Source organism: Bifidobacterium samirii (genome assembly GCF_003952945.1).
Classification (GTDB): domain Bacteria; phylum Actinomycetota; class Actinomycetes; order Actinomycetales; family Bifidobacteriaceae; genus Bifidobacterium; species Bifidobacterium samirii.
The window spans coordinates 101,897-119,353 of sequence record NZ_QXGK01000003.1 but is presented as its reverse complement, the minus strand read 5'-3'; the positions used below and the strand labels follow the sequence as shown (position 1 = coordinate 119,353).

The window sequence follows — 17,457 nt, the reverse complement described above, 5'->3', positions numbered from 1 at the left end:
ACCAATCTTTTTGTACGAATCACGACGCAAGCCGGGTCACCAGCGTCGCAATCCGTTCAAAGAGGTCTCATCATATACAGATTGCGACGCAAGACGGAGCGTCAGCGTCGCAATCCGCTCATCGGCGAACGACTACTTACGAATTGCGACGCGAAAACGGGCCGTCGGAGCGGCCGCAGGTCACCATTCGTGACGCTGGTAGGCGATGCGGGTGGTGTCGGTGGGGCGGTCGATGAGCTGGATGAGGCCGCAGCGGGCGAAACCGCTCGTTTCGAGGACGTGCTGCATCGCCTTGTTGTTCGGATGCGTGTCGGCGCGCACGTTGCCGTACTGTTCGAGCGCCCAGCGGATGCAGTCGCGCGCCGCGTGACGGGCCACGCCGGATGCGGCGATGCGGTGGATCGTCACGTACGGACTGTCGTCGAGCCATGCGCCGTCGATCGTCGCGTACGTCGGGTCGGCGCCGGTGCACAGGGCGAACTGGGCGAGGATGCGCTCCTCGCCGCCGTGCTCGCCGCCCTCATCGTCGACCAGCAGCATCGTGCGGCCGCATGCGATGTCGTCGAGGACGACCTCCTCGCGCGGGAACGTCGACCCCCACTGGGTCGGGTTGCCGTTGCGGGCCATCATCTCGCGCGCGTGCGCGTAGATCTGCTGCATCCGCGGGAAATCGGACATCACGGCATGGCGGAAACGCCGGGAGGATGCTTCTGAAGTCACCGGTCACCTCTGATGTACATGCGGGAATCTCTCAACGATGGACTGAGGCGATACCATAGCACGGCCCGGCGGCACCGCGGCGCGTCATGACGGCATCGCGGACACGGGCGCGCAATGGCCGCCGGACGACGCCGTGGAAGAGGGTCAGACGACCTTGCGTTCGAACGCGTCGGAGCTGATGCCCTTGGCGAGGATGTCGCGGCACCATTCGCGTGCGGTGAACAGGCTGTGGTCGCGGTAGTTGCCGCAGCTTTCGACGGTGGTGGCGGGCACGTCGTCCCACGTGGCCTCGTTCGCGATGAATTCGAGCGACTCCTTGAGCGCGCGGGCCACGTCCTCGGTGGAGTGCTCGCCCCAGGTCAGCAGGTGGAAGCCGGTGCGGCAGCCGAACGGCGAGCAGTCGATGTAGCCGGGGATGCGTTCGCGCAGCAGCACGGCGATCGTGTGCTCGATCGTGTGCAGGCCGCCGGTGGGGATGGCGCCCTCGTTGGGCTGGACGAGCCGCAGGTCGTAGTTGGAGATCACGTCGCCGTGCGGTCCGGTCTCGGTGTCGATGAAGCGCACGTACGGCGCCTTCACCTTGGTGTGGTCCAGCTGGAAGCTTTCGACGACGGGCTTGTCGGACTGTTCGGCCATGGTTCCTCGTTTCCTCGCTCGTATCTGCGGTGGTCGGCCGCGCCGGCGTATGACGGCGGCGGGACGCCACCATCATAGCCGGACGGCCGGCTCTCACGCGTCCTACGCGGCGTCGAAGTCAGCGATCGCCTGCATGAAGCGTTCGCCGTACAGGCGCAGCTTGCTGTCGCCCACGCCGTTGACCGACAGGAACGATTCGTCGTCGGTGGGACGCACGCGCGCCATGTCGCGCAGCGTACGGTCGGAGAACACGATGTACGGCGGCTTGCCGATCTCCTGGGCGATCGTGCGGCGCAGTTCGCGCAGCCGCTGGAACAGCGCCTCGTCGGCGTCGGACGGCTCGCCGGCGTACCCGGTGCCGGTCCCGCCGGCTCCGCCGCGCGTGCCGGCCGACCCGTACACGGTGGACGACGGGATGCCGTCGCCAGCACCCCCAGCCGCACCGGAGCGCGACGACCTGCGGTCGATGCGTTTGATCTCGTAGCGGAAGTCGGGTGCGACGGTGAGCGCGGCGCGCGGGCCGAAGCCGACGATCGGCATCCGTCCTTCGCTGATCGACAGGTAGCCGTCGGTCGCCATCTGGGAGAGCACGTCGCGCACGCGCGCCTCGGGCACGTCGCGCAGCAGACCGAAGCTGGGCATCGTCGTCGGGTTGAGCCAGGCGATGTCCTGCGCCTGCGAGCCGCGCAGGATCTTCACGATCTTGCCGGAGCCGAAGCCACCGCGCACGGGGGCGACGGTGAGCGGGCGGCCCTGCTCGTCATGGTCGTACATGACGTCGTGCACGCAGCGGCTGATCGCGCGGGCGATGTCGGTCACGTCGATCGTCTCGAACGTGCCGCCGCAGTTCGTGCAGCCGCCCTTGCACATGCCGTGCGATCCGGGCTTGGCGGACTCGCCGGACTTATCCGCGGCGCCGGACGCGGCGGACGGTTCGGCGGCGGTCTCGCCGAAGTAGCGGGTGATGTACGTGTGCAGACAGTCGGCGGTGCGGCAGTAGCCGGCCATCGCGTCGAGCAGACGGCGTTTGGCGGCGCGCACGATCTCCTGCTCCTCGGCGGTGAGCCGCTCGTTCTCGTAATCGGAGTCGAGCAGGCGGCGTCGCGTGACGATGTCCGACTCGTTCCACAGCAGCGTGCACCGGCTCGGCTCGCCGTCGCGGCCCGCGCGCCCGGCCTCCTGATAGTACGCCTCGATCGACTCGGGCATGTTGTGGTGGATCACGTAGCGCACGTTCGACTTGTCGATGCCCATGCCGAACGCGTTGGTGGCGACGACGACCGGCACGCGGTCGGTCACGAAGTCGCGCTGCGCGCGCTCGCGCACGTCGGCCGCCATGCCGCCGTGATAGGCGACGGCGACCGGTCCGAGCGGCGCGTCCGAGCCGCCGGCCGCACCGGCGGCCATCCGGCGCGCGGGCACGGCCTGGTTGATGGACGCGGCCAGCGCCTCCGTCTCCCTGCGGGTCGCGCAGTACACGATGCCCGACTCGTCCGGGTGCGACGCGACGTAGTCGGCCACCCATGCTGCCTTGCGTTTCGTCTCCATGCGGATCACGTCGAAATACAGGTTCTCGCGGTCGAATCCGGTGACGGTGACCTGCGGGTCGTGCAATCCCAGCAGGCCGATGATGTCGCGGCGTACGCGTTCGGTCGCGGTCGCGGTGAACGCGGCGACGACCGGGCGCGCCGGCAGGGACGCGATGAACTCGCCGATGCCCAGATACGAGGAACGGAAGTCCTGGCCCCACTGGGACACGCAGTGCGCCTCGTCGACGGCGACCAGCGAGATCGGCACGCGCGCGGCGAACGAGTGGAACCGGTCCGTCTCCAGACGTTCGGGCGCCACGTACAGCATCCTCACCGCGCCGTCGGCGGCCTGGGCGAACACCATCGCCTGCTCGTCGGGCGTCTGCGTGGTGTTGACGAACGCGGCGGGGATGCCGGCGTCGTTGAGCGCGTCCACCTGGTCGCGCATCAGCGAGATCAGCGGGGAGACGACCACGGTCACGCCGGGCATCAGCGTGGCGGGGATCTGGTAGCACACGGATTTGCCGGCGCCGGTGGGCATCACGCCCAGCACGTCCCGGCCGTCCATGATCGCCTCGACCAGCCCCCACTGGCCGGGACGGAACCCGTCGTAGCCGAAATAGCGTTTGAGCGAGGCGAGCGCCGCCTGCTCGTCGGCGCCGACCGGCGGGACGTGCGGCGCGGGTTGGCGGGATGCGGCCGGAGCGGCGGCACGGGGTTCGGCATGCGGCGCATCGTGCGCCGCATCGTACGGCGCATCATATGGTGCGGAGAAGGCGGCATCGTACGGTTCCGCGTACGCGGCGTCGGGCGAGGAACCGGTCATCGACGGACCGGACGGGCCGGACGGCGCCGGATCGAACGGGCCGTATGTCGCCGGATCGGGCGCGACGGCATACGCCGCGTCGTAGGCGTCATCGTAGGCCGCGTCGTACGACGCATCGTAGGCTGCATCATCGTAGGCGGCGATGTCGTACTCCCCAAGGTAGGCCGCATCATCGTAAGTCATGCGTACCAGTGTAGAGGACGCCGGCCGCACGCGACGCGAGCGCCGGCATCCGTGCCCGCGGATCCCATCGTCATCCGACCGAACGTTCCCATTCGTCGAGCGTCGCCTCCGCAATCCGGCGGATTCCATCGCTGTCCGCCGGAATGGACGGCCCCGGTCCCGCTATCATCGGGATGGACGGCAGGCCCGCGCGCGACGACGATACCGACCGCGACGGGACGCCGACCGTCAGCCGGCCATGACGGCCACGGACCACGACAACGATGACAACGAGGTGACCGATGAGCGTTCCCCAGCACGTACTCGACATCATGCACTCCCCCGGCGTGTACTTCTGCGGCGACCCCGACATGGACGCGGCGCAGCTCGAACAGATGCGGATCCTGCACGAACTCAACGCCAGCGAACCCGGCAGCGAGCGCCGCAGCGAGCTCATGCACGCGTTCTTCGCCGAGATGGGCGAGGGCGCGTACGTGGAGCTGCCGGTGCATGCGAACTGGGGATGCGGCACGCATTGGGGCGCGGGCAGCTACGCGAACTTCAACCTGACGCTGGTGGACGACGGCGAGATCTTCATCGGCGACCATACGATGATCGGCCCGAACGTGACGCTCGTGACGACCGGGCATCCGGTGCGCCCGGACCTGCGCGAACGCTACGCGCAGTTCTCCGAGCCTATCCGCATCGGCTACAACGTGTGGATCGGGGCGAACGTGACGGTGCTGCCGGGCGTCACGATCGGCGACAATGCGGTGATCGGCGCCGGCTCGGTCGTCACGAAGGACATTCCGGCGAATACGGTCGCGTTCGGTACCCCGTGCCGCGTGGTGCGCGAGATCTACGACCACGACCGCGAATACTATTGGCGCGACCGCCGCATCCCCGAGGGTATCTGAGCCGCTGCGGGCGTCGCAATCCGTTCACGGTTCCGGGACCATATGCGGATTGCGACGCATCAAGCCCTCCCAGCGTCGCCGTTCGTATACGAATCCGGAAAATCATACGAATCACGACGCGGAACGAGCTCGTAGCGTCGTTATCGGTATGCGGGACCGGCGAATCTTACGGATTGCGACGCAACACACCCCCGCAGCGTCGCCATTCGCATACGACGGGACCGGAAGCCGGCATGCCGTACCGTTCGGCGAAGGTCGTGCCGGCGATCATCGTCGACGACACCGCGTCCGGCGCATCACCAGTCCGGATTGACGGTCTGCATGGCGACGCCATCCTCCATGACCGAGAATCCGTGCTTGCGGTAGAACGATGCGTTGCGGCTCTCCTCGGGCATGACCTCGACGTAGAAGTAGTCCCGGTACTTGTCCTTGATCATCTCGACCATGTGGCCGGCGATGCCCCGCCCCTGATATTCAGGGTCGACGAGCACGTAGTGGACGTACGCCAGCATCGCGCCGTCGTCGAGCGCGCGCACGAGGCCGACCAGACGGCCATCGTCCCATGCGCTGATCACGGTCGACGATCCCATCAGCGCCTTGTGCAGCTGCTGCGGGTATTCGCCCGACACCCAGCCGACCGAACGGAACAGCCGCTGCACCTGATCCTGGGTGAAGTTCCTCTCCTCGGTGTATGCGATCGGCATGACGGCGCGTCCTTTCTGTTCTTCAATGGGCCCGCGGCATAATCATGTCCGCGGAATCCGGGCGGAATCGTTACGGCGCCGATGATAGAGGCGCCGCGCAGGACCGCCGCCGGGACGTCCGCAATCCGGTTACGGTACTTTGCGACGCAATCCGTATGCGATTCCGCCGGAGTGTGCGAGTTGCGACGCCACACGGGTCTGCAGCGTCGTCATCGGTATGCGAAGCTGGGAAATCTTACGGATTGCGACGCGAAAGCCGCCGTCCGAGTCGTAATCCGTATGAAAATGACCCGTCCTCTACGGATTACGACGCAGAGCACTCCCGTTGAAGGGCCGTCCACGGGCGGAAAGTCCGGTCGGGTCGAGCCGCAACTGTCACCCGACACCCGAGTTATCCACATTTTTCTTGTCCGAATCGAGCTTTCGACCACATACCTCGAAAACATCCCTCCAGCCGACGCGGATGCGATACGGTCCCGGTATGAGAACACATGACGCATTGGAATATCTGTTCGTACAGGCCGAACTCGAACAACGCTGCGCGTTCACGCATGAGCCGAATCTGCAGCGCGCGCTGCAACGCAGGGCGATCGCAGGCGACCTCGTGCGCCCGCATCGGGGAGTGTACGCGCGCGTCGGATACTGGGCTTCGCTCAACCCCGCCGAACGACGACTGCATGTCATCCGCGCGCTTGCGCTGCGCAATCCGGAACGGGTGTTCGCCGACGTCGACGCCGCCGCGACATTCGGATTGGAACAATCGTGGACGCTGCTTGGAAGGACTCCGGTGCATGTGCTCGGACCGCCGCGGTCATACGGGAACATTCGTTGCGTATGGCCGGCCGACCACGACGTATGCGAGGTGCGTAACGCCGGCACCGACGCTGTGACCGTCCGCAGACGGCCGGATGACGGGCCGGCTCCGGAACCGGGGACGATTCTGGTCACGTCGCCCGCCAGCACGCTCGTCATGTGCGGATTGCGACTGCCGTTCGCCCGCGCACTGCCCCTGTTCGATTCCGCCCTGCGTAAGGGACTCGTCTCACGCGAGGAGATCGTCGCGGCGGCGCAATCGCATCATGGGCCGCGCGACGGACTGCTGCGGCTGGCCCGTTGCGCCGACCCGCTCAGCGAGAACGGCGGCGAATCATGGTTGCGCGGACTGATTCTGGACGACCGGTTCGTCGTGCCGGAATTGCAGTGCGAGTTCGTCGATCCCGTCACCGGGATACGGTATCGGGTCGATTTCGCCTGGCGGCTGCCGAACAGCGACAGGGTGGTGCTGGAGTACGACGGCGCCGGCAAATACGTGGATCCGACGATGACCGGCGGCCGCGACATCCGTGAGATCGTGCATGCCGAACGCCAGCGCGAGGCCGTGCTGCGCAATGCGCATGTGACGACGATTCTGCGCGCCAACTACGACGACGTACTGCGCTGGTATCCGCTGCGGCAACGTCTGATCGAGGCCGGCGTGCCGCGCATGGACGTTCCCGACGTCCGTCTCGCGCAGTGACCGCCGCCGCACTCATCTCCGCAAAGCGGGTGGCGGCGGTCTGCGTATCCGCATGCGAGTGGCGACGCTGCACCGTCCTGTAGCTTCGCAATTCGCATACGAATGAGTATCTCCTTACAGATTGCGACGCAATATGCACGCCTAGCGTCGCAATCCGTTCATGAGAAAGGGTTCCCTTACCGGTTGCGGCGGAGGCCCCGTCCGTAGAGTCGCAATCCGGTCACGATGGAGAGTTTCCTTACGGATTACGACGCAACAAGCTCCTTCAGCGTCGCGATCCGTTCACGATAAAGAATTCCCGCACAGATTACGACGCGGTACGGGCCTGTGACGTCGCGATTCGTATGAGAAGGAGGCCCTCCATACGGATTGCGACGCAACGGCGCATGTCCAGCGTCGCAATCCGTTCAAAGAGGACTCATCATATACAAGTTGCGACGCGGAGCATATCCGTAACGTCGCAATCTGTTTGTGAAGGTGGAATCCCTTACGGATTGCGACACAACGTGCGCTTCCAGCGTCGCAACCTGTTCGTGAGAGACGGTTCCTTTACGAGTTGCGACGCGGAGCGAGTCCGTTGCGTCGCAATTCGTCGCAATCCGTATGAGATGGAGGTTCCGTATGCGGATTGCGACGCAGGCGGGGCGTCAGAGGAAGGCTAGAAGGAGACTAGAGGGAGGCGGCTTCGATGAGGCGGCGGGTGTAGTCGGATCGCGGGGAGCCGAGCGCGTCGGAGGTGGGACCGGATTCCTCGACGCGGCCGTCGTGCAGGACGAGGATGCGGTCGGCGATGTGCCTCACCACGCCCAGATCGTGCGACACCATCACCAAAGCCATTTCACGCCGTGTTTCACGGATGGCGGCGAACGCGTCGAGGATCTGGATGCGCGCGGCCACGTCGATCGCGCTCATCGGCTCGTCAGCCAGGATCACGCGCGGCCCGTTGACGATCGCGCGCGCGATCGCGGCACGCTGCGCCTGACCGCCCGACAGGTCCATCGGATAGCGGTCCATGAACACGTCCGGATCCAGCCCGACCGTGCGCAGCGCGTCCGCCGCCATGCGCGCGGCGTCGGCGCGCGACAGGTCGCGGCGCTGGATGCGCAGCGGTTCGGCGACGCTGCGGCCGATCCGCCAGCGCGGGTCGAGCGACGCGAACGGATCCTGGAACACGAGTCCGGATTCGCGGCGGATGTCGCCGCCCGTATACATGACCGTACCGGCGTCGGCCGTATCGAGGCCGAGCATGATGCGCGTCAGCGTGGACTTGCCCGAACCGGAGCCGCCGATGACGGCGAGGCATTCGCCGGCGCGCACGTCGGCGGACACGTCGAACAGCACCTGACGGCGGTCGGCGCCCCGGCCGAAGAATCGGTCGATGCCGCGCGCGGACAGCAGCACGTCGTCGCTCATGAACGGCCTCCCTTCGTCGTGGTATCCGCCGCGGCCGACGGCGAGCAGTCGGCGTCGCCGGAGACCGGCAGCCCGCCCAGCGACAGCGTGCGGGCGGCGTCGACCAGCGCACGCGCCTGCGGGGTGCGCGGGTCGGCGAGCAGGCCGGCGGTCGTCCCCGATTCGGCGATCGTGCCGGCGTCGAGCACGTAGCTGCTGGTCGTGGCGTGGGCGAGCACGGCGAAATCGTGGGTGATGAACAGCATCGACGCGCCCGCGTCGTCCACGAGCGAGACGAGCAGGTCGACGATCTGACGCTGCGTGATCGAGTCGAGCGCGGTGGTCGGCTCGTCGGCGATGATGAGGCGCGGCGACGTGACGAGCGCGGTCGCGATGCCGACGCGCTGCCGCTGCCCGCCGGACAGCTGGTGCGGGTATTTGCCGATCACGTCGTCCGGCAGGCCGACCTTGGCGAGCATCGCGCGCACGCGTTCGGCGCGTTCGGCGCGCGTCAGATCGTAGTGGAGCCGCAGCGGCAGTTCGATCTGCCGGCCGACGGTCGCCACCGGGTTGAGCGAGGCGGACGGGTTCTGGAACACCATGCCCATCGACCGGCCGCGCAGGTCGGCCAGGTCGAGGTCGCCGGCGCCGACGATCTCGTGGCCGCCGACGTCGATCGACCCGCTCACGCGCGCACCGGCCGGCAGCAGTCCCATGACCGCCTTGGAGATCATCGACTTGCCGGAGCCGGACGAGCCGACCAGGCCGACGCGCTCGCCGTCGGCGATGTCCATGTCGACGCCACGCACGATCGGCCGGCCGCCGATCGTGACGTTCAGGTCGCGGATCGTGACGCTCATCGCGGGTCCTCCTTCCCTGCCGTCATGGATTCCGCCGATCCCGCGCGCAGCGCAGGGTTCGTCAGCGGGTCGGCGGCGTCGCGCAGCACGTCGCCCATGATGTTGAGCGCGATCACGACGAGCGTGACCACGAGGCCCGGCCACAGCACGGTCAGCGGGTACACGTTGATGAACTTGACGGACGTGGCCAGCGAGCGCCCCCAGCTGGGCACGCCGGACGGCACGCCGATGCCCAGGTACGTCAGGCCGCTTTCGGCGAGGACGGCGGTGCCGGCCGACAGGGACGCCTGGACGAGCAGCACCGGCGTCACGTTCGGGACCACGTGGCGGGTGAACGTCCACCATGCGCCGGCGCCGGCCGCGCGCGCCGATTCGACGTACGACGAGCGGGCGGCGAGCAGCGCGGCCGGGCGGGCGACGCGCGCCAGGTTGAGCCCGTATCCGAGTCCGCAGGCGAGCACGACGACCATGATCGACGCGCCGAGCGGTACGGCGAGGATGAGCGCGAGCAGGACCGTCGGGATGGAGATGAGCGCGTCGACGACGACCACGGTCGCGGAGGCGAGCGCCGTGGCGCGGGCGGTCATGGCGGCGACGAGCAGCAGTCCGATGGCGGTGGATACGGCGATGGTGAGGATGACGATGAGCAGGTCGGTGCGCGCGCCGGCGATGAGCCAGCTGAGCACGTCGGCGCCGCTGCCGTCGGTGCCGAGCGGGTGGGCGGCGGACGGCGCCTGCCAGACGTGGTAGCCGTCGGTTTCAAGCAGCGGCCGTGGCGTCCAGACGAGGGAGACGGCTGCGGTGAGGATCCACAGGCCGAGGATGACGAGCGCGTAGCGTCCTTCGCCGCGCTTCCAGATGGTCGTCAGGATGGTTCGTGCGGCGGAGCGGGTGCGCGGCTGCGGGTGCGCCGACTGCCGGGCCGACTGCCGATTCGATGGCTTGCTCATGCGTCCGTCTCCTTCATGTCGTCGCCGGCGGCGAGGCGCGGGTCGAGCGCGCGGTGGACGAGGTCGACCATGAGTCCGATGAGGAGGAAGAATCCGGCGAGGAGGAACAGTTCGCTCTGCACGGCGATGAGGTCGCGGTTGCCGACGTCGGTGACGAGTCCGCTGCCGATGCCGGGCAGGGCGAACAGGTTCTCGATGACCATCACGCCGGTGATCATCTCCGCGAACGTGAGGCCGACGACGGAGACGAGCTGGGGTGCGGCGAGACGCAGGCCGACGCGCAGCACGGCCTGCGTGCGCGTCATGCCGCACGCCATGGCCATGTCGATGTGGCCGGACGTGGCGATGCCGGACAGGGCGGAGCGCGTGTAGCGCATGAGTCCGGCGCCGACGATGATGCCGACGGTGAGCGCGGGCATGATCAGCGACCAGATGGCCTCGCCGGGCGCGGCCCAGCCGTCGGCGGGGAATCCCTGCGAGGGGAACAGGCCGATGAGGCCGGATCCGCGCGAGAACAGGAGGATGAGCAGCAGGCCGCCCCACAGCGCGGGGATGGCGCCGCCGATGAGGCCGGCGACATGGAATGCGGTGCGGGCGCGCGACGAGCGGGCGAGCGTGGCGGCGACGCCCAGCGGCATGCCGATCGCGCAGGCGATGACGAGGCCGAGCGCGATGAGCGGGAACGTGATGGCGGCGCGTGCGCCGATCAGCGCGCCGACCGGCCGTCCGGTGAGGATCGACGTGCCGAAGTCGCCGTGCAGGAGTCCGGCGAGCCAGTCGGCGTATTGGGCCGGGTAGGGGCGGTCGAGGCCGAGCTGGGCGCGCAGGGCCTCGACGCGTTCGGGCGGCGAGTTGAGGCCGGCCATCAGGGAGGCGACGTCGCCGGGCAGGATGCGCAGCGCGGCGAACACGACCAGCGAGATGCCCAGCAGCGCGGCCGCGAACAGCAGCAGCCGGCGGATGAGGAATCGCATACGGCTCCTTGGGAGGATCGTGGGAATCGAAGGAATCGAAGGAAGGGAGCGAACGGAACGAAGGAACGTACCGCAGGGCGGCGAGCATCATGCATTGCCAGCCGCCCCGCGGGACCATGTCACTTGACGTAGGTCACGTTCCGCAGGTCCATGACGCTCTGGTTGAGGTTGACGGGGAAGCCGTCGACGCCCGCGGCCCACACGGTGGTGACGCGGTAGTTGAGCAGCCAGTCGGCGGGCGCGTCCTCGGAGACGATGCGCGCGGCCTTGGCGAGCAGTTCGTCGCGGGTCCGGTCGTCGGTGGCGGCGATGGCCTGCGCGTACAGGTCCTGCACCTGCTTGTTGTCGTAGCCGTAGTAGTAGTCGGGGTCGGCCCACTGGTAGAAGTCGTGGCTTTCGTTGTGGTCGACGAGCGAGAGGTCGTAGTCGCGGTTCGTGTACACGTCCTGCAGCCAGGTGGAGAATTCGACCACGTTGACCTTGAGGTCGATGCCGATCGGCTTGAGCTGGGAGCGCAGCTGGTCGCCCAGTTCGCTCGCGTACGTGTTCGCGTAGGTGAGGCGCAGTTCGAGCGGATGGTCCTCGTCGTAGCCGGCTTCGGCCATGAGCTTCTTCGCCTTGTCGAGGTCGTGCGGGTAGAGGTCGGTCAGGTCCTCGTAGCCGGGGTCGAGCGAGGGGATGGGGCCGCCGAGCGCCGCGTCGGAGCCGCCGCGGGAGGCGATGATCTCGTCGTGGTCGATCGCGTAGCGGATGGCCTGGCGGATGCGCTTGTCGGAGGTCTTCTCCCCCTTGTTGTTGAACGCGAGCACGTACTTGTCGGTGTCGTCGCCGGCCTTGACGGTGTAGTGGTCGGTGTCGGCGGCGAAGGGCGCGGCGAGGGTTTCGGTGATGGGCGCGAGCACCTGCACGTCGCCGGATTTGAGCGCGTTGACGGCCGCGTTGTCGTCGACGTAGTACTTGACGACGATGGTGGGCGTCCTGGCCTTGTCCTCACCCCAGTACCGCTCGTTGGCGGTGAGGGTGACGGAGTCGCCGACGGTGAACCTGGCGACCGTGTACGGGCCGGAGCCGACCGCTTCGGTCTTGGCGTCGTAGTCGGCGTCCTGGTCGAGCACGAGTCCGGCGCGGCCGGTCAGCGCCCACAGCAGATTGGAGTCGGGCGACGAGAGCGTCATGACGACCGTGTCCGTGTCGCTCGCTTCGACGTTCGCGATCGAGGCGACGGAGTCGGCGTCGTGGTACTGGTTGTCGATCAGGTCGTTGATGGACCAGACGACGTCGTCGGCGTCGAGCACGTCGCCGTTGGAGAACGTCATGCGCTCGTTGAGGTGGAACGTGTAGGTCAGGCCGTCGTCGCTGACGTCCCACGCTTTGGCGAGCGCGGGCACGACCTGATTGTCCTGGTCGCGCGCCACGAGGCCCTCGTACACGTTGCCGATGAGCAGCTGGTCGAGCGCGGAGCCGGACTGGTTGCGGATGTCGAGGTTGGTGGGGGCGAGCTTGAGGCCGATGGCAATGCGGTCGGCGGCGCGTCCGCCGTTGCCGTTGACGGTGTCGGAGCCGGTGACGCGGCCGGGCTTGGAGACGAGCACGCCGACCGTGATCGCGACGACGGCGACGAGCGCGATGACGATCCACAGCCATCGTCGCGCCGTGCCGCCGCGCCTGCCGCCGTTCGCGCCGCCGCGTCCGCCGCGCGGTCCGCGGGCGCGCGATTCGAGGCTCGCGTCGGTGCTGCCGGAGCCGGATGCGGCGCCGCCCGGCTGGGCGTTCGCAATGGTCTGGTCGTTCGTCGCGCCGTCGATGGCGCCGGATGCGGTCGCGTCGGCTTCGCCGTACGCGCCATGGTGTTCGGACATGGTGTTCCTCGTCGATGTGATGTCGGTCATGCGCGGCTGGCCGCCCGTACGGGTCGACCGCCGCGCCATATTCTACCGTCACGCGCCGTCATCGCACGCGGCCGGCCGAATCCTTCACCCATCCCGACTATCGCCGCCGGCCGATACCGGCGACTGCGCTCAGTATCGCCGGCCGCAGCGCTTGCCGCCGACGCCGACGCGGCCATCGGCGCCCCACGGACCACGGCCTTCGGCGCGCAGGTCGGCCAGATGGCGGCGCATGGCGACGAGCATGATGTGCGCATCCTCGAGGCCGAGATGCCGTTCCGCTTCGCTTTCGGGCAGTGCGCCCTGCCGTTTGGCGTACGATTCGAGCCGGTTGTCGCCGTACGGGTGGGCGTCGTCGGGCGCGGAACCCGGATCCCACTGCCGGCTCATCGGCATCGTGTCGATGATGGTGATGCGGCCGGCGCGGTAGCTTTCGGCGTATCCGGCGATGTTGAGCATGAAGAACTTGTGTTCGAACGTCGCGTTGTGCGCCACGTAGGGCCGCTGTTCGAGCCGCATGAGCAGGCCGCGCTGGGCGGCCGGCCATTCGTCGAAGAGCCTGACGCCCGATTCGGGGCCGCGTTCGGCTATGTCGATGCCGGTCAGCCGTGCGATGAACGGGTTGCCGTGGCGTGCGGCGCGCGCGGTCACGCCGAACGGCAGCCGCGCCTGCCCGTACGCGCCGTCGGCGGCGTACGACTCCCGCTCGTACCGGTAGCCGCCGTCCGACGCGGCCGTCGCACCCGACGCGGCCGTCGCACCCGCCGCGGCTGCCGCGGCTGCCGCGGCTGCCGCGGACGGGTCGGCGGACACGTCCATGCATTCGAATCCGACGTCGATGATGTAGACGCGCGCCGGATCGGTGCCGCTCGTCTCGATGTCGATGCCGATCACGTCGGCGATGTCGCGGCCGGGCAGGTAGGAGGAACGCCAGTCGGGTCGCCCATAATCGGCGATGCGACGCGCGACGGCGTCGTCGGCCCCGGCACCTGCGGACGCCGACGACGTCGCCGCGCCGCCGGTCGGCCTGCCGGCCGTGGTGGCGGCCGCCGCGTCGAGGTTCGCCCGCGCCATGCCGGATCGGCCGGAGCGTTCCTGGTTCATGCGCGCCTTGCGGCGGGCCGAGCGCGCCTCGTCGATGTCGGCGGTGCGGTCCTGAATGTCGGCGACGTCGGTGCCGTCCGTCGGGACGAGCACCTGCACGCCGACGCGGCCGCGCTGCTCGTCGTGCACGGTCCAATGGCCTTCGGCGACGCCGCGGTCGATGAGCAGGGCGATCTCGTCGTTGAGACGCCGGTTCGCGTAGGCGAGTGCGCGCGGCAGCCGGTAGGAGGCGATGAGCCGGTCGAAGTCGGTCATGAACGCGGTATTGCACTGCGCGATGATCGCTTCGAGCCGGTCGCGCACCGCGTAGTCGGCGGCCAGCAGGTCGTGCGCGCTGCCGCCGGATGCACCGGGGTCGAGGTCGGCGTCGGAGGCGCAGCCGATGCCGCCCGCCAGGTCGAGCGAGCGCACCCACTGCCAGTCGATCAGGGTGCCGTCGGCGTCCCTGGGCATGACGGCCGCCCACTGGTCGATGTCGTCCTTCGCCGCGGTCAGCCAGTCGTCGGCGACGGACGGCGATGCCGGCGATGCGGCGGCGCCGGTCGCGGACGACGGCGTGGACGGGACGGATGCGGATGCTGCGTTGGTCATGCCGGCCATCGTAGTCGGGCCGCTCCCCCATCGGCGACGCCGGGAACGACGAGGCGGGACGCCCCGCAACGGGAGTCCCGCCTATCCGTCATCCGTCATGCTCCGCCGCCGCGGCCGCAGCCACGCGACGCCGGGGAATCACAGCTCGAAGCCGAGCTCCTCGGCCGCTTCGGTCGGCACCGGGTCCTCGCACCAGAAGTCCTCGAGGTTCTCGGTGGTGGTCAGCGAGCGGATCTCGGCGCGGTCGATGTACAGTTCGCCGCTCAGATGGTCGGTCTCGTGCTGGAAGATGCGGGCCGGCCAGCCGTGGAGGCGCTCCTCGTGCCAGGTGCCGTCCTCGTCCTGCCAGCGCGCGTCGATGTCGAGCCAGCGGCGGCGCACCGCCTGGTAGCCGTCGAAGCTGAGACAGCCTTCGTAGAAGCTGCGGGTCTCCTCGCCGACCGGCTCGTAGCTGGGGTTGATGATGACGTGGAACGGCAGTTCGCCGATCTCACGCGGGTCGTCCTCGTCGTCGCGCACGTGGTCCTCGAGCACGGCCAGCGACAGGCCGAGGCCGATCTGCGTGGCGGCGAGGCCCACGCCGGGCGCCTCGGTCATCGTGATGCGCATCGTCTCGATGAGCTTGTCGAGGGTCTTGCGGCTCAGCTGGCCGTTGTAGCGCACGGTCTGCTGGCGCAGCACCGGCTCGCCGGCCTGCACGATCGGCAGGATGCGCTCCTTGCCGCCGGTCTTGATGAGCTGCTCGACCTCGCGGTTGAGGGCGAGGTCGACCTTCTGGTTCTTCGCGAACATGGTTGCTCCGTTCGTAGTCGTAGTCGTCGTATTCGTAGTCGCGGATGATTGGGTGGTGCGGTGCGGGCCGGCGGCCGGGGCGGGTCGCCCCGCCTGCGGCCGCCGGCCGACGCGGACGTCGCTACAGGGCGAGCTCCTCGGCGACGATGCGCGCCAGTCGGGTGCACACCTCGTCGGCGTACGCCTGCGTGGCGGCCTCGGCCATGACGCGCACGAGCGGCTCGGTGCCGGACGGGCGCAGCAGCACGCGGCCGGATTCGCCCAGCAGCTCCTCCTCGCGGCGCACGGCGGCCTGCACGCGTTCGTTCGTGTCGCAGGCGGTCTTGTCGACGTTCGGCACGTTGACGAGCGTCTGCGGCAGCTGCGGGAAGTCGGCGGCCAGCTCCTTGAGGGTCTTGCCGGACTTGACGACCTCGTTGCACAGCATGAGCGCGGTGAGCGTGCCGTCGCCGGTGGTGGCGAACTCGCGGTTGATGACGTGGCCGGACTGTTCGCCGCCCAGCGTGTAGCCGCCGCGCAGCATCTCCTCCAGCACGTAGCGGTCGCCCACGGCGGTCTCCACGGTCTTGATGCCCATGCTCTTGAGGGCGAGCTTGAGGCCGAGGTTGCTCATCACGGTCACGACGAGCGTGTCGTGGGCGAGCGTGCCCTCGTTCTTCTTGGCGCGCGCGAGGATGCCCATGATCTGGTCGCCGTTGACCATGTTGCCGTCCTCGTCGACCGCCAGGCAGCGGTCGGCGTCGCCGTCGAACGCGACGCCCATCATCGCGTCGGTCGCCTTGACCATCGCCTGCAGCTGCTCGGGATGGGTCGATCCGGCGTTCTTGTTGATGTTGTAGCCGTCCGGCGACGCGTTGATGACGAGCACTTCGGCGCCGGCGCGGCGCAGCGCCTCGGGCGCGACGACCGACGTGGCGCCGTTGGCGCAGTCGGCCACGATCTTCAGGCCCTTGAGCGGCTTGGGCTGGGTCTTGTCGTCGTTGACCGGCGCGATCGTGGACACGAGGTGGTCGATGTACAGGTTGGTGGGGGCGGCGATGTCGTGGCTGATGCGGCCGACGCCGGCGCCGGTGGGGCGGTCCCAGTCCTGGCCGAGCACCGCCTCGATCTCGTCCTCCTTGGTGTCGGGCAGCTTGAAGCCGCCGCGCGCGAAGAACTTGATGCCGTTGTCGGGCATCGGATTGTGCGAGGCGGAGATGACCGCGCCCATCTCGACGTTGAGCACGCTGGTCAGGTAGGCGACGCCCGGCGTGGGGATGATGCCCGCGTCGATCACGTCGAAGCCGCCGGCGGACATGCCCGCGGACAGCGCGGCGGCCAGGAAGTCGCCGGAGACTCGCGTGTCGCGGCCGACGAGCGCACGGCGACGGCCTTCGGGCTGGCCGTCCTCCTTCTCCCCCTCGCTTCGTCCCAGCACGCGCACGGCGGCGTCGCCCAGGTCGAGCGCCAGCCGGGCGGTCAGTGCACGGTTCGCCAGTCCGCGAACACCATCGGTTCCAAACATACGTGGCATGATTTCTTCCTCGCTGCCTCGTCACGGTCATTGTCGTGCACCATCGTACCCACGCCGGGCGAGCATGTCGCCGGGGATGTCGAACCGTCGCGGTTCGTCCCCATTTGACGCCGTTCTCCCTGCCCCCATACGAATCCCGACGCAATCCGACTCCCCAGCGTCGCAACCTGTACATCCGCCGTCGATTCCATACGAACGGCGACGCGAACCGGCCGTCCAGCGTCGCAATCCGCACGTCGGCCACCCGTCCTATACGAATCACGACGCAAACCGGGCCATCAGCGTCGCAATCCGCAATCCGCGATCCGCACATCGGAGGCCGATTCCATACGGATGGCGACGCGAACCGCTCCACAACGGCGGACGGGGCCCTTCCCGGAGGAAG

General features: G+C 68.4%; 14 protein-coding genes. 2 read left to right on the top strand and 12 right to left on the bottom strand.

Annotation, left to right across the window (positions count from 1 at the left end; genetic code table 11):
* Window positions 1–180: 180 nt before the first annotated feature.
* The 3 genes from D2E24_RS02515 to D2E24_RS02505 all read right to left on the bottom strand — a co-directional run bounded on the left by D2E24_RS02515 (window position 181) and on the right by D2E24_RS02505 (window position 3,894).
* On the bottom strand, window positions 181–678 hold the full coding sequence (locus D2E24_RS02515; RefSeq protein ID WP_164520973.1) for a GNAT family N-acetyltransferase: 498 nt from the start codon (window positions 676–678) through the stop codon (window positions 181–183).
* Window positions 679–864: 186 nt separating this feature from the next.
* Window positions 865–1,356: an S-ribosylhomocysteine lyase gene (locus tag D2E24_RS02510; protein WP_125967759.1), complete on the bottom strand. Its 492-nt coding sequence runs from the start codon at window positions 1,354–1,356 to the stop codon at window positions 865–867.
* A 102-nt stretch (window positions 1,357–1,458) separates the two neighbouring features.
* Window positions 1,459–3,894 (bottom strand): RecQ family ATP-dependent DNA helicase, encoded by a 2,436-nt coding sequence (locus D2E24_RS02505; protein ID WP_241222816.1) that lies wholly within the window; start codon window positions 3,892–3,894, stop codon window positions 1,459–1,461.
* Between the two features lie 281 nt (window positions 3,895–4,175).
* On the opposite strand from D2E24_RS02505, the gene D2E24_RS02500 reads away from it, so the two are divergent.
* Complete coding sequence (locus D2E24_RS02500) at window positions 4,176–4,790, top strand: sugar O-acetyltransferase (RefSeq protein ID WP_125967758.1); 615 nt, start codon at window positions 4,176–4,178, stop codon at window positions 4,788–4,790.
* 296 nt (window positions 4,791–5,086) lie between these two features.
* On the opposite strand, the gene D2E24_RS02495 is transcribed toward D2E24_RS02500, so the two are convergent.
* Window positions 5,087–5,494: a GNAT family N-acetyltransferase gene (locus D2E24_RS02495; RefSeq protein WP_125967757.1), complete on the bottom strand. Its 408-nt coding sequence runs from the start codon at window positions 5,492–5,494 to the stop codon at window positions 5,087–5,089.
* A gap of 481 nt (window positions 5,495–5,975) precedes the next feature.
* Between D2E24_RS02495 and D2E24_RS02490 the strand changes: the two genes are divergently transcribed.
* Window positions 5,976–7,010, top strand: coding sequence for a CTP synthase (locus D2E24_RS02490; RefSeq protein ID WP_125967756.1), 1,035 nt, complete (start codon window positions 5,976–5,978; stop codon window positions 7,008–7,010).
* Window positions 7,011–7,679: 669 nt separating this feature from the next.
* Here the strand turns inward: D2E24_RS02490 and D2E24_RS02485 are convergent.
* The 8 genes from D2E24_RS02485 to glmM all read right to left on the bottom strand — a co-directional run bounded on the left by D2E24_RS02485 (window position 7,680) and on the right by glmM (window position 17,072).
* Window positions 7,680–8,423 (bottom strand): ATP-binding cassette domain-containing protein, encoded by a 744-nt coding sequence (locus D2E24_RS02485; RefSeq protein WP_125967755.1) that lies wholly within the window; start codon window positions 8,421–8,423, stop codon window positions 7,680–7,682.
* Window positions 8,420–9,262 carry an ABC transporter ATP-binding protein gene (locus D2E24_RS02480; protein ID WP_125967754.1) on the bottom strand — a complete coding sequence of 281 codons (843 nt, stop codon included), beginning with the start codon at window positions 9,260–9,262 and terminating at the stop codon, window positions 8,420–8,422. Before D2E24_RS02480 ends, D2E24_RS02485 begins: the two co-directional genes overlap by 4 nt.
* A complete protein-coding gene (locus tag D2E24_RS02475) occupies window positions 9,259–10,122 on the bottom strand; it encodes an ABC transporter permease (RefSeq protein ID WP_125967818.1) in 864 nt (287 codons plus the stop codon). Before D2E24_RS02475 ends, D2E24_RS02480 begins: the two co-directional genes overlap by 4 nt.
* An 86-nt stretch (window positions 10,123–10,208) precedes the next feature.
* Complete coding sequence (locus D2E24_RS02470; RefSeq protein ID WP_125967753.1) at window positions 10,209–11,186, bottom strand: ABC transporter permease; 978 nt, start codon at window positions 11,184–11,186, stop codon at window positions 10,209–10,211.
* 119 nt (window positions 11,187–11,305) lie between these two features.
* Window positions 11,306–13,045 (bottom strand): ABC transporter substrate-binding protein, encoded by a 1,740-nt coding sequence (locus D2E24_RS02465; RefSeq protein WP_125967752.1) that lies wholly within the window; start codon window positions 13,043–13,045, stop codon window positions 11,306–11,308.
* A gap of 159 nt (window positions 13,046–13,204) precedes the next feature.
* Window positions 13,205–14,629, bottom strand: coding sequence for a PolC-type DNA polymerase III domain-containing protein (locus tag D2E24_RS02460; protein WP_125967817.1), 1,425 nt, complete (start codon window positions 14,627–14,629; stop codon window positions 13,205–13,207).
* Window positions 14,630–14,905: 276 nt separating this feature from the next.
* Window positions 14,906–15,559 (bottom strand): peptide deformylase, encoded by a 654-nt coding sequence (locus D2E24_RS02455; RefSeq protein ID WP_125967751.1) that lies wholly within the window; start codon window positions 15,557–15,559, stop codon window positions 14,906–14,908.
* A 121-nt stretch (window positions 15,560–15,680) separates the two neighbouring features.
* Complete coding sequence (gene glmM, locus D2E24_RS02450) at window positions 15,681–17,072, bottom strand: phosphoglucosamine mutase (protein ID WP_125967750.1); 1,392 nt, start codon at window positions 17,070–17,072, stop codon at window positions 15,681–15,683.
* Window positions 17,073–17,457: the final 385 nt, after the last annotated feature.

Excerpts from the sequence above, each read along its gene's own strand:
- D2E24_RS02515 (WP_164520973.1), bottom strand. The coding sequence starts at position 678 with ATGTCCGATTTCCCGCGGATGCAGCAGATCTACGCGCACGCGCGCGAG.
- D2E24_RS02510 (WP_125967759.1), bottom strand. The coding sequence starts at position 1,356 with ATGGCCGAACAGTCCGACAAGCCCGTCGTCGAAAGCTTCCAGCTGGAC.
- D2E24_RS02505 (WP_241222816.1), bottom strand. The coding sequence starts at position 3,894 with ATGACTTACGATGATGCGGCCTACCTTGGGGAGTACGACATCGCCGCC.
- D2E24_RS02500 (WP_125967758.1), top strand. The coding sequence starts at position 4,176 with ATGAGCGTTCCCCAGCACGTACTCGACATCATGCACTCCCCCGGCGTG.
- D2E24_RS02495 (WP_125967757.1), bottom strand. The coding sequence starts at position 5,494 with ATGCCGATCGCATACACCGAGGAGAGGAACTTCACCCAGGATCAGGTG.
- D2E24_RS02490 (WP_125967756.1), top strand. The coding sequence starts at position 5,976 with ATGAGAACACATGACGCATTGGAATATCTGTTCGTACAGGCCGAACTC.
- D2E24_RS02485 (WP_125967755.1), bottom strand. The coding sequence starts at position 8,423 with ATGAGCGACGACGTGCTGCTGTCCGCGCGCGGCATCGACCGATTCTTC.
- D2E24_RS02480 (WP_125967754.1), bottom strand. The coding sequence starts at position 9,262 with ATGAGCGTCACGATCCGCGACCTGAACGTCACGATCGGCGGCCGGCCG.
- D2E24_RS02470 (WP_125967753.1), bottom strand. The coding sequence starts at position 11,186 with ATGCGATTCCTCATCCGCCGGCTGCTGCTGTTCGCGGCCGCGCTGCTG.
- D2E24_RS02465 (WP_125967752.1), bottom strand. The coding sequence starts at position 13,045 with ATGTCCGAACACCATGGCGCGTACGGCGAAGCCGACGCGACCGCATCC.
- D2E24_RS02460 (WP_125967817.1), bottom strand. The coding sequence starts at position 14,629 with ATGCCCAGGGACGCCGACGGCACCCTGATCGACTGGCAGTGGGTGCGC.
- D2E24_RS02455 (WP_125967751.1), bottom strand. The coding sequence starts at position 15,559 with ATGTTCGCGAAGAACCAGAAGGTCGACCTCGCCCTCAACCGCGAGGTC.
- glmM (WP_125967750.1), bottom strand. The coding sequence starts at position 17,072 with ATGCCACGTATGTTTGGAACCGATGGTGTTCGCGGACTGGCGAACCGT.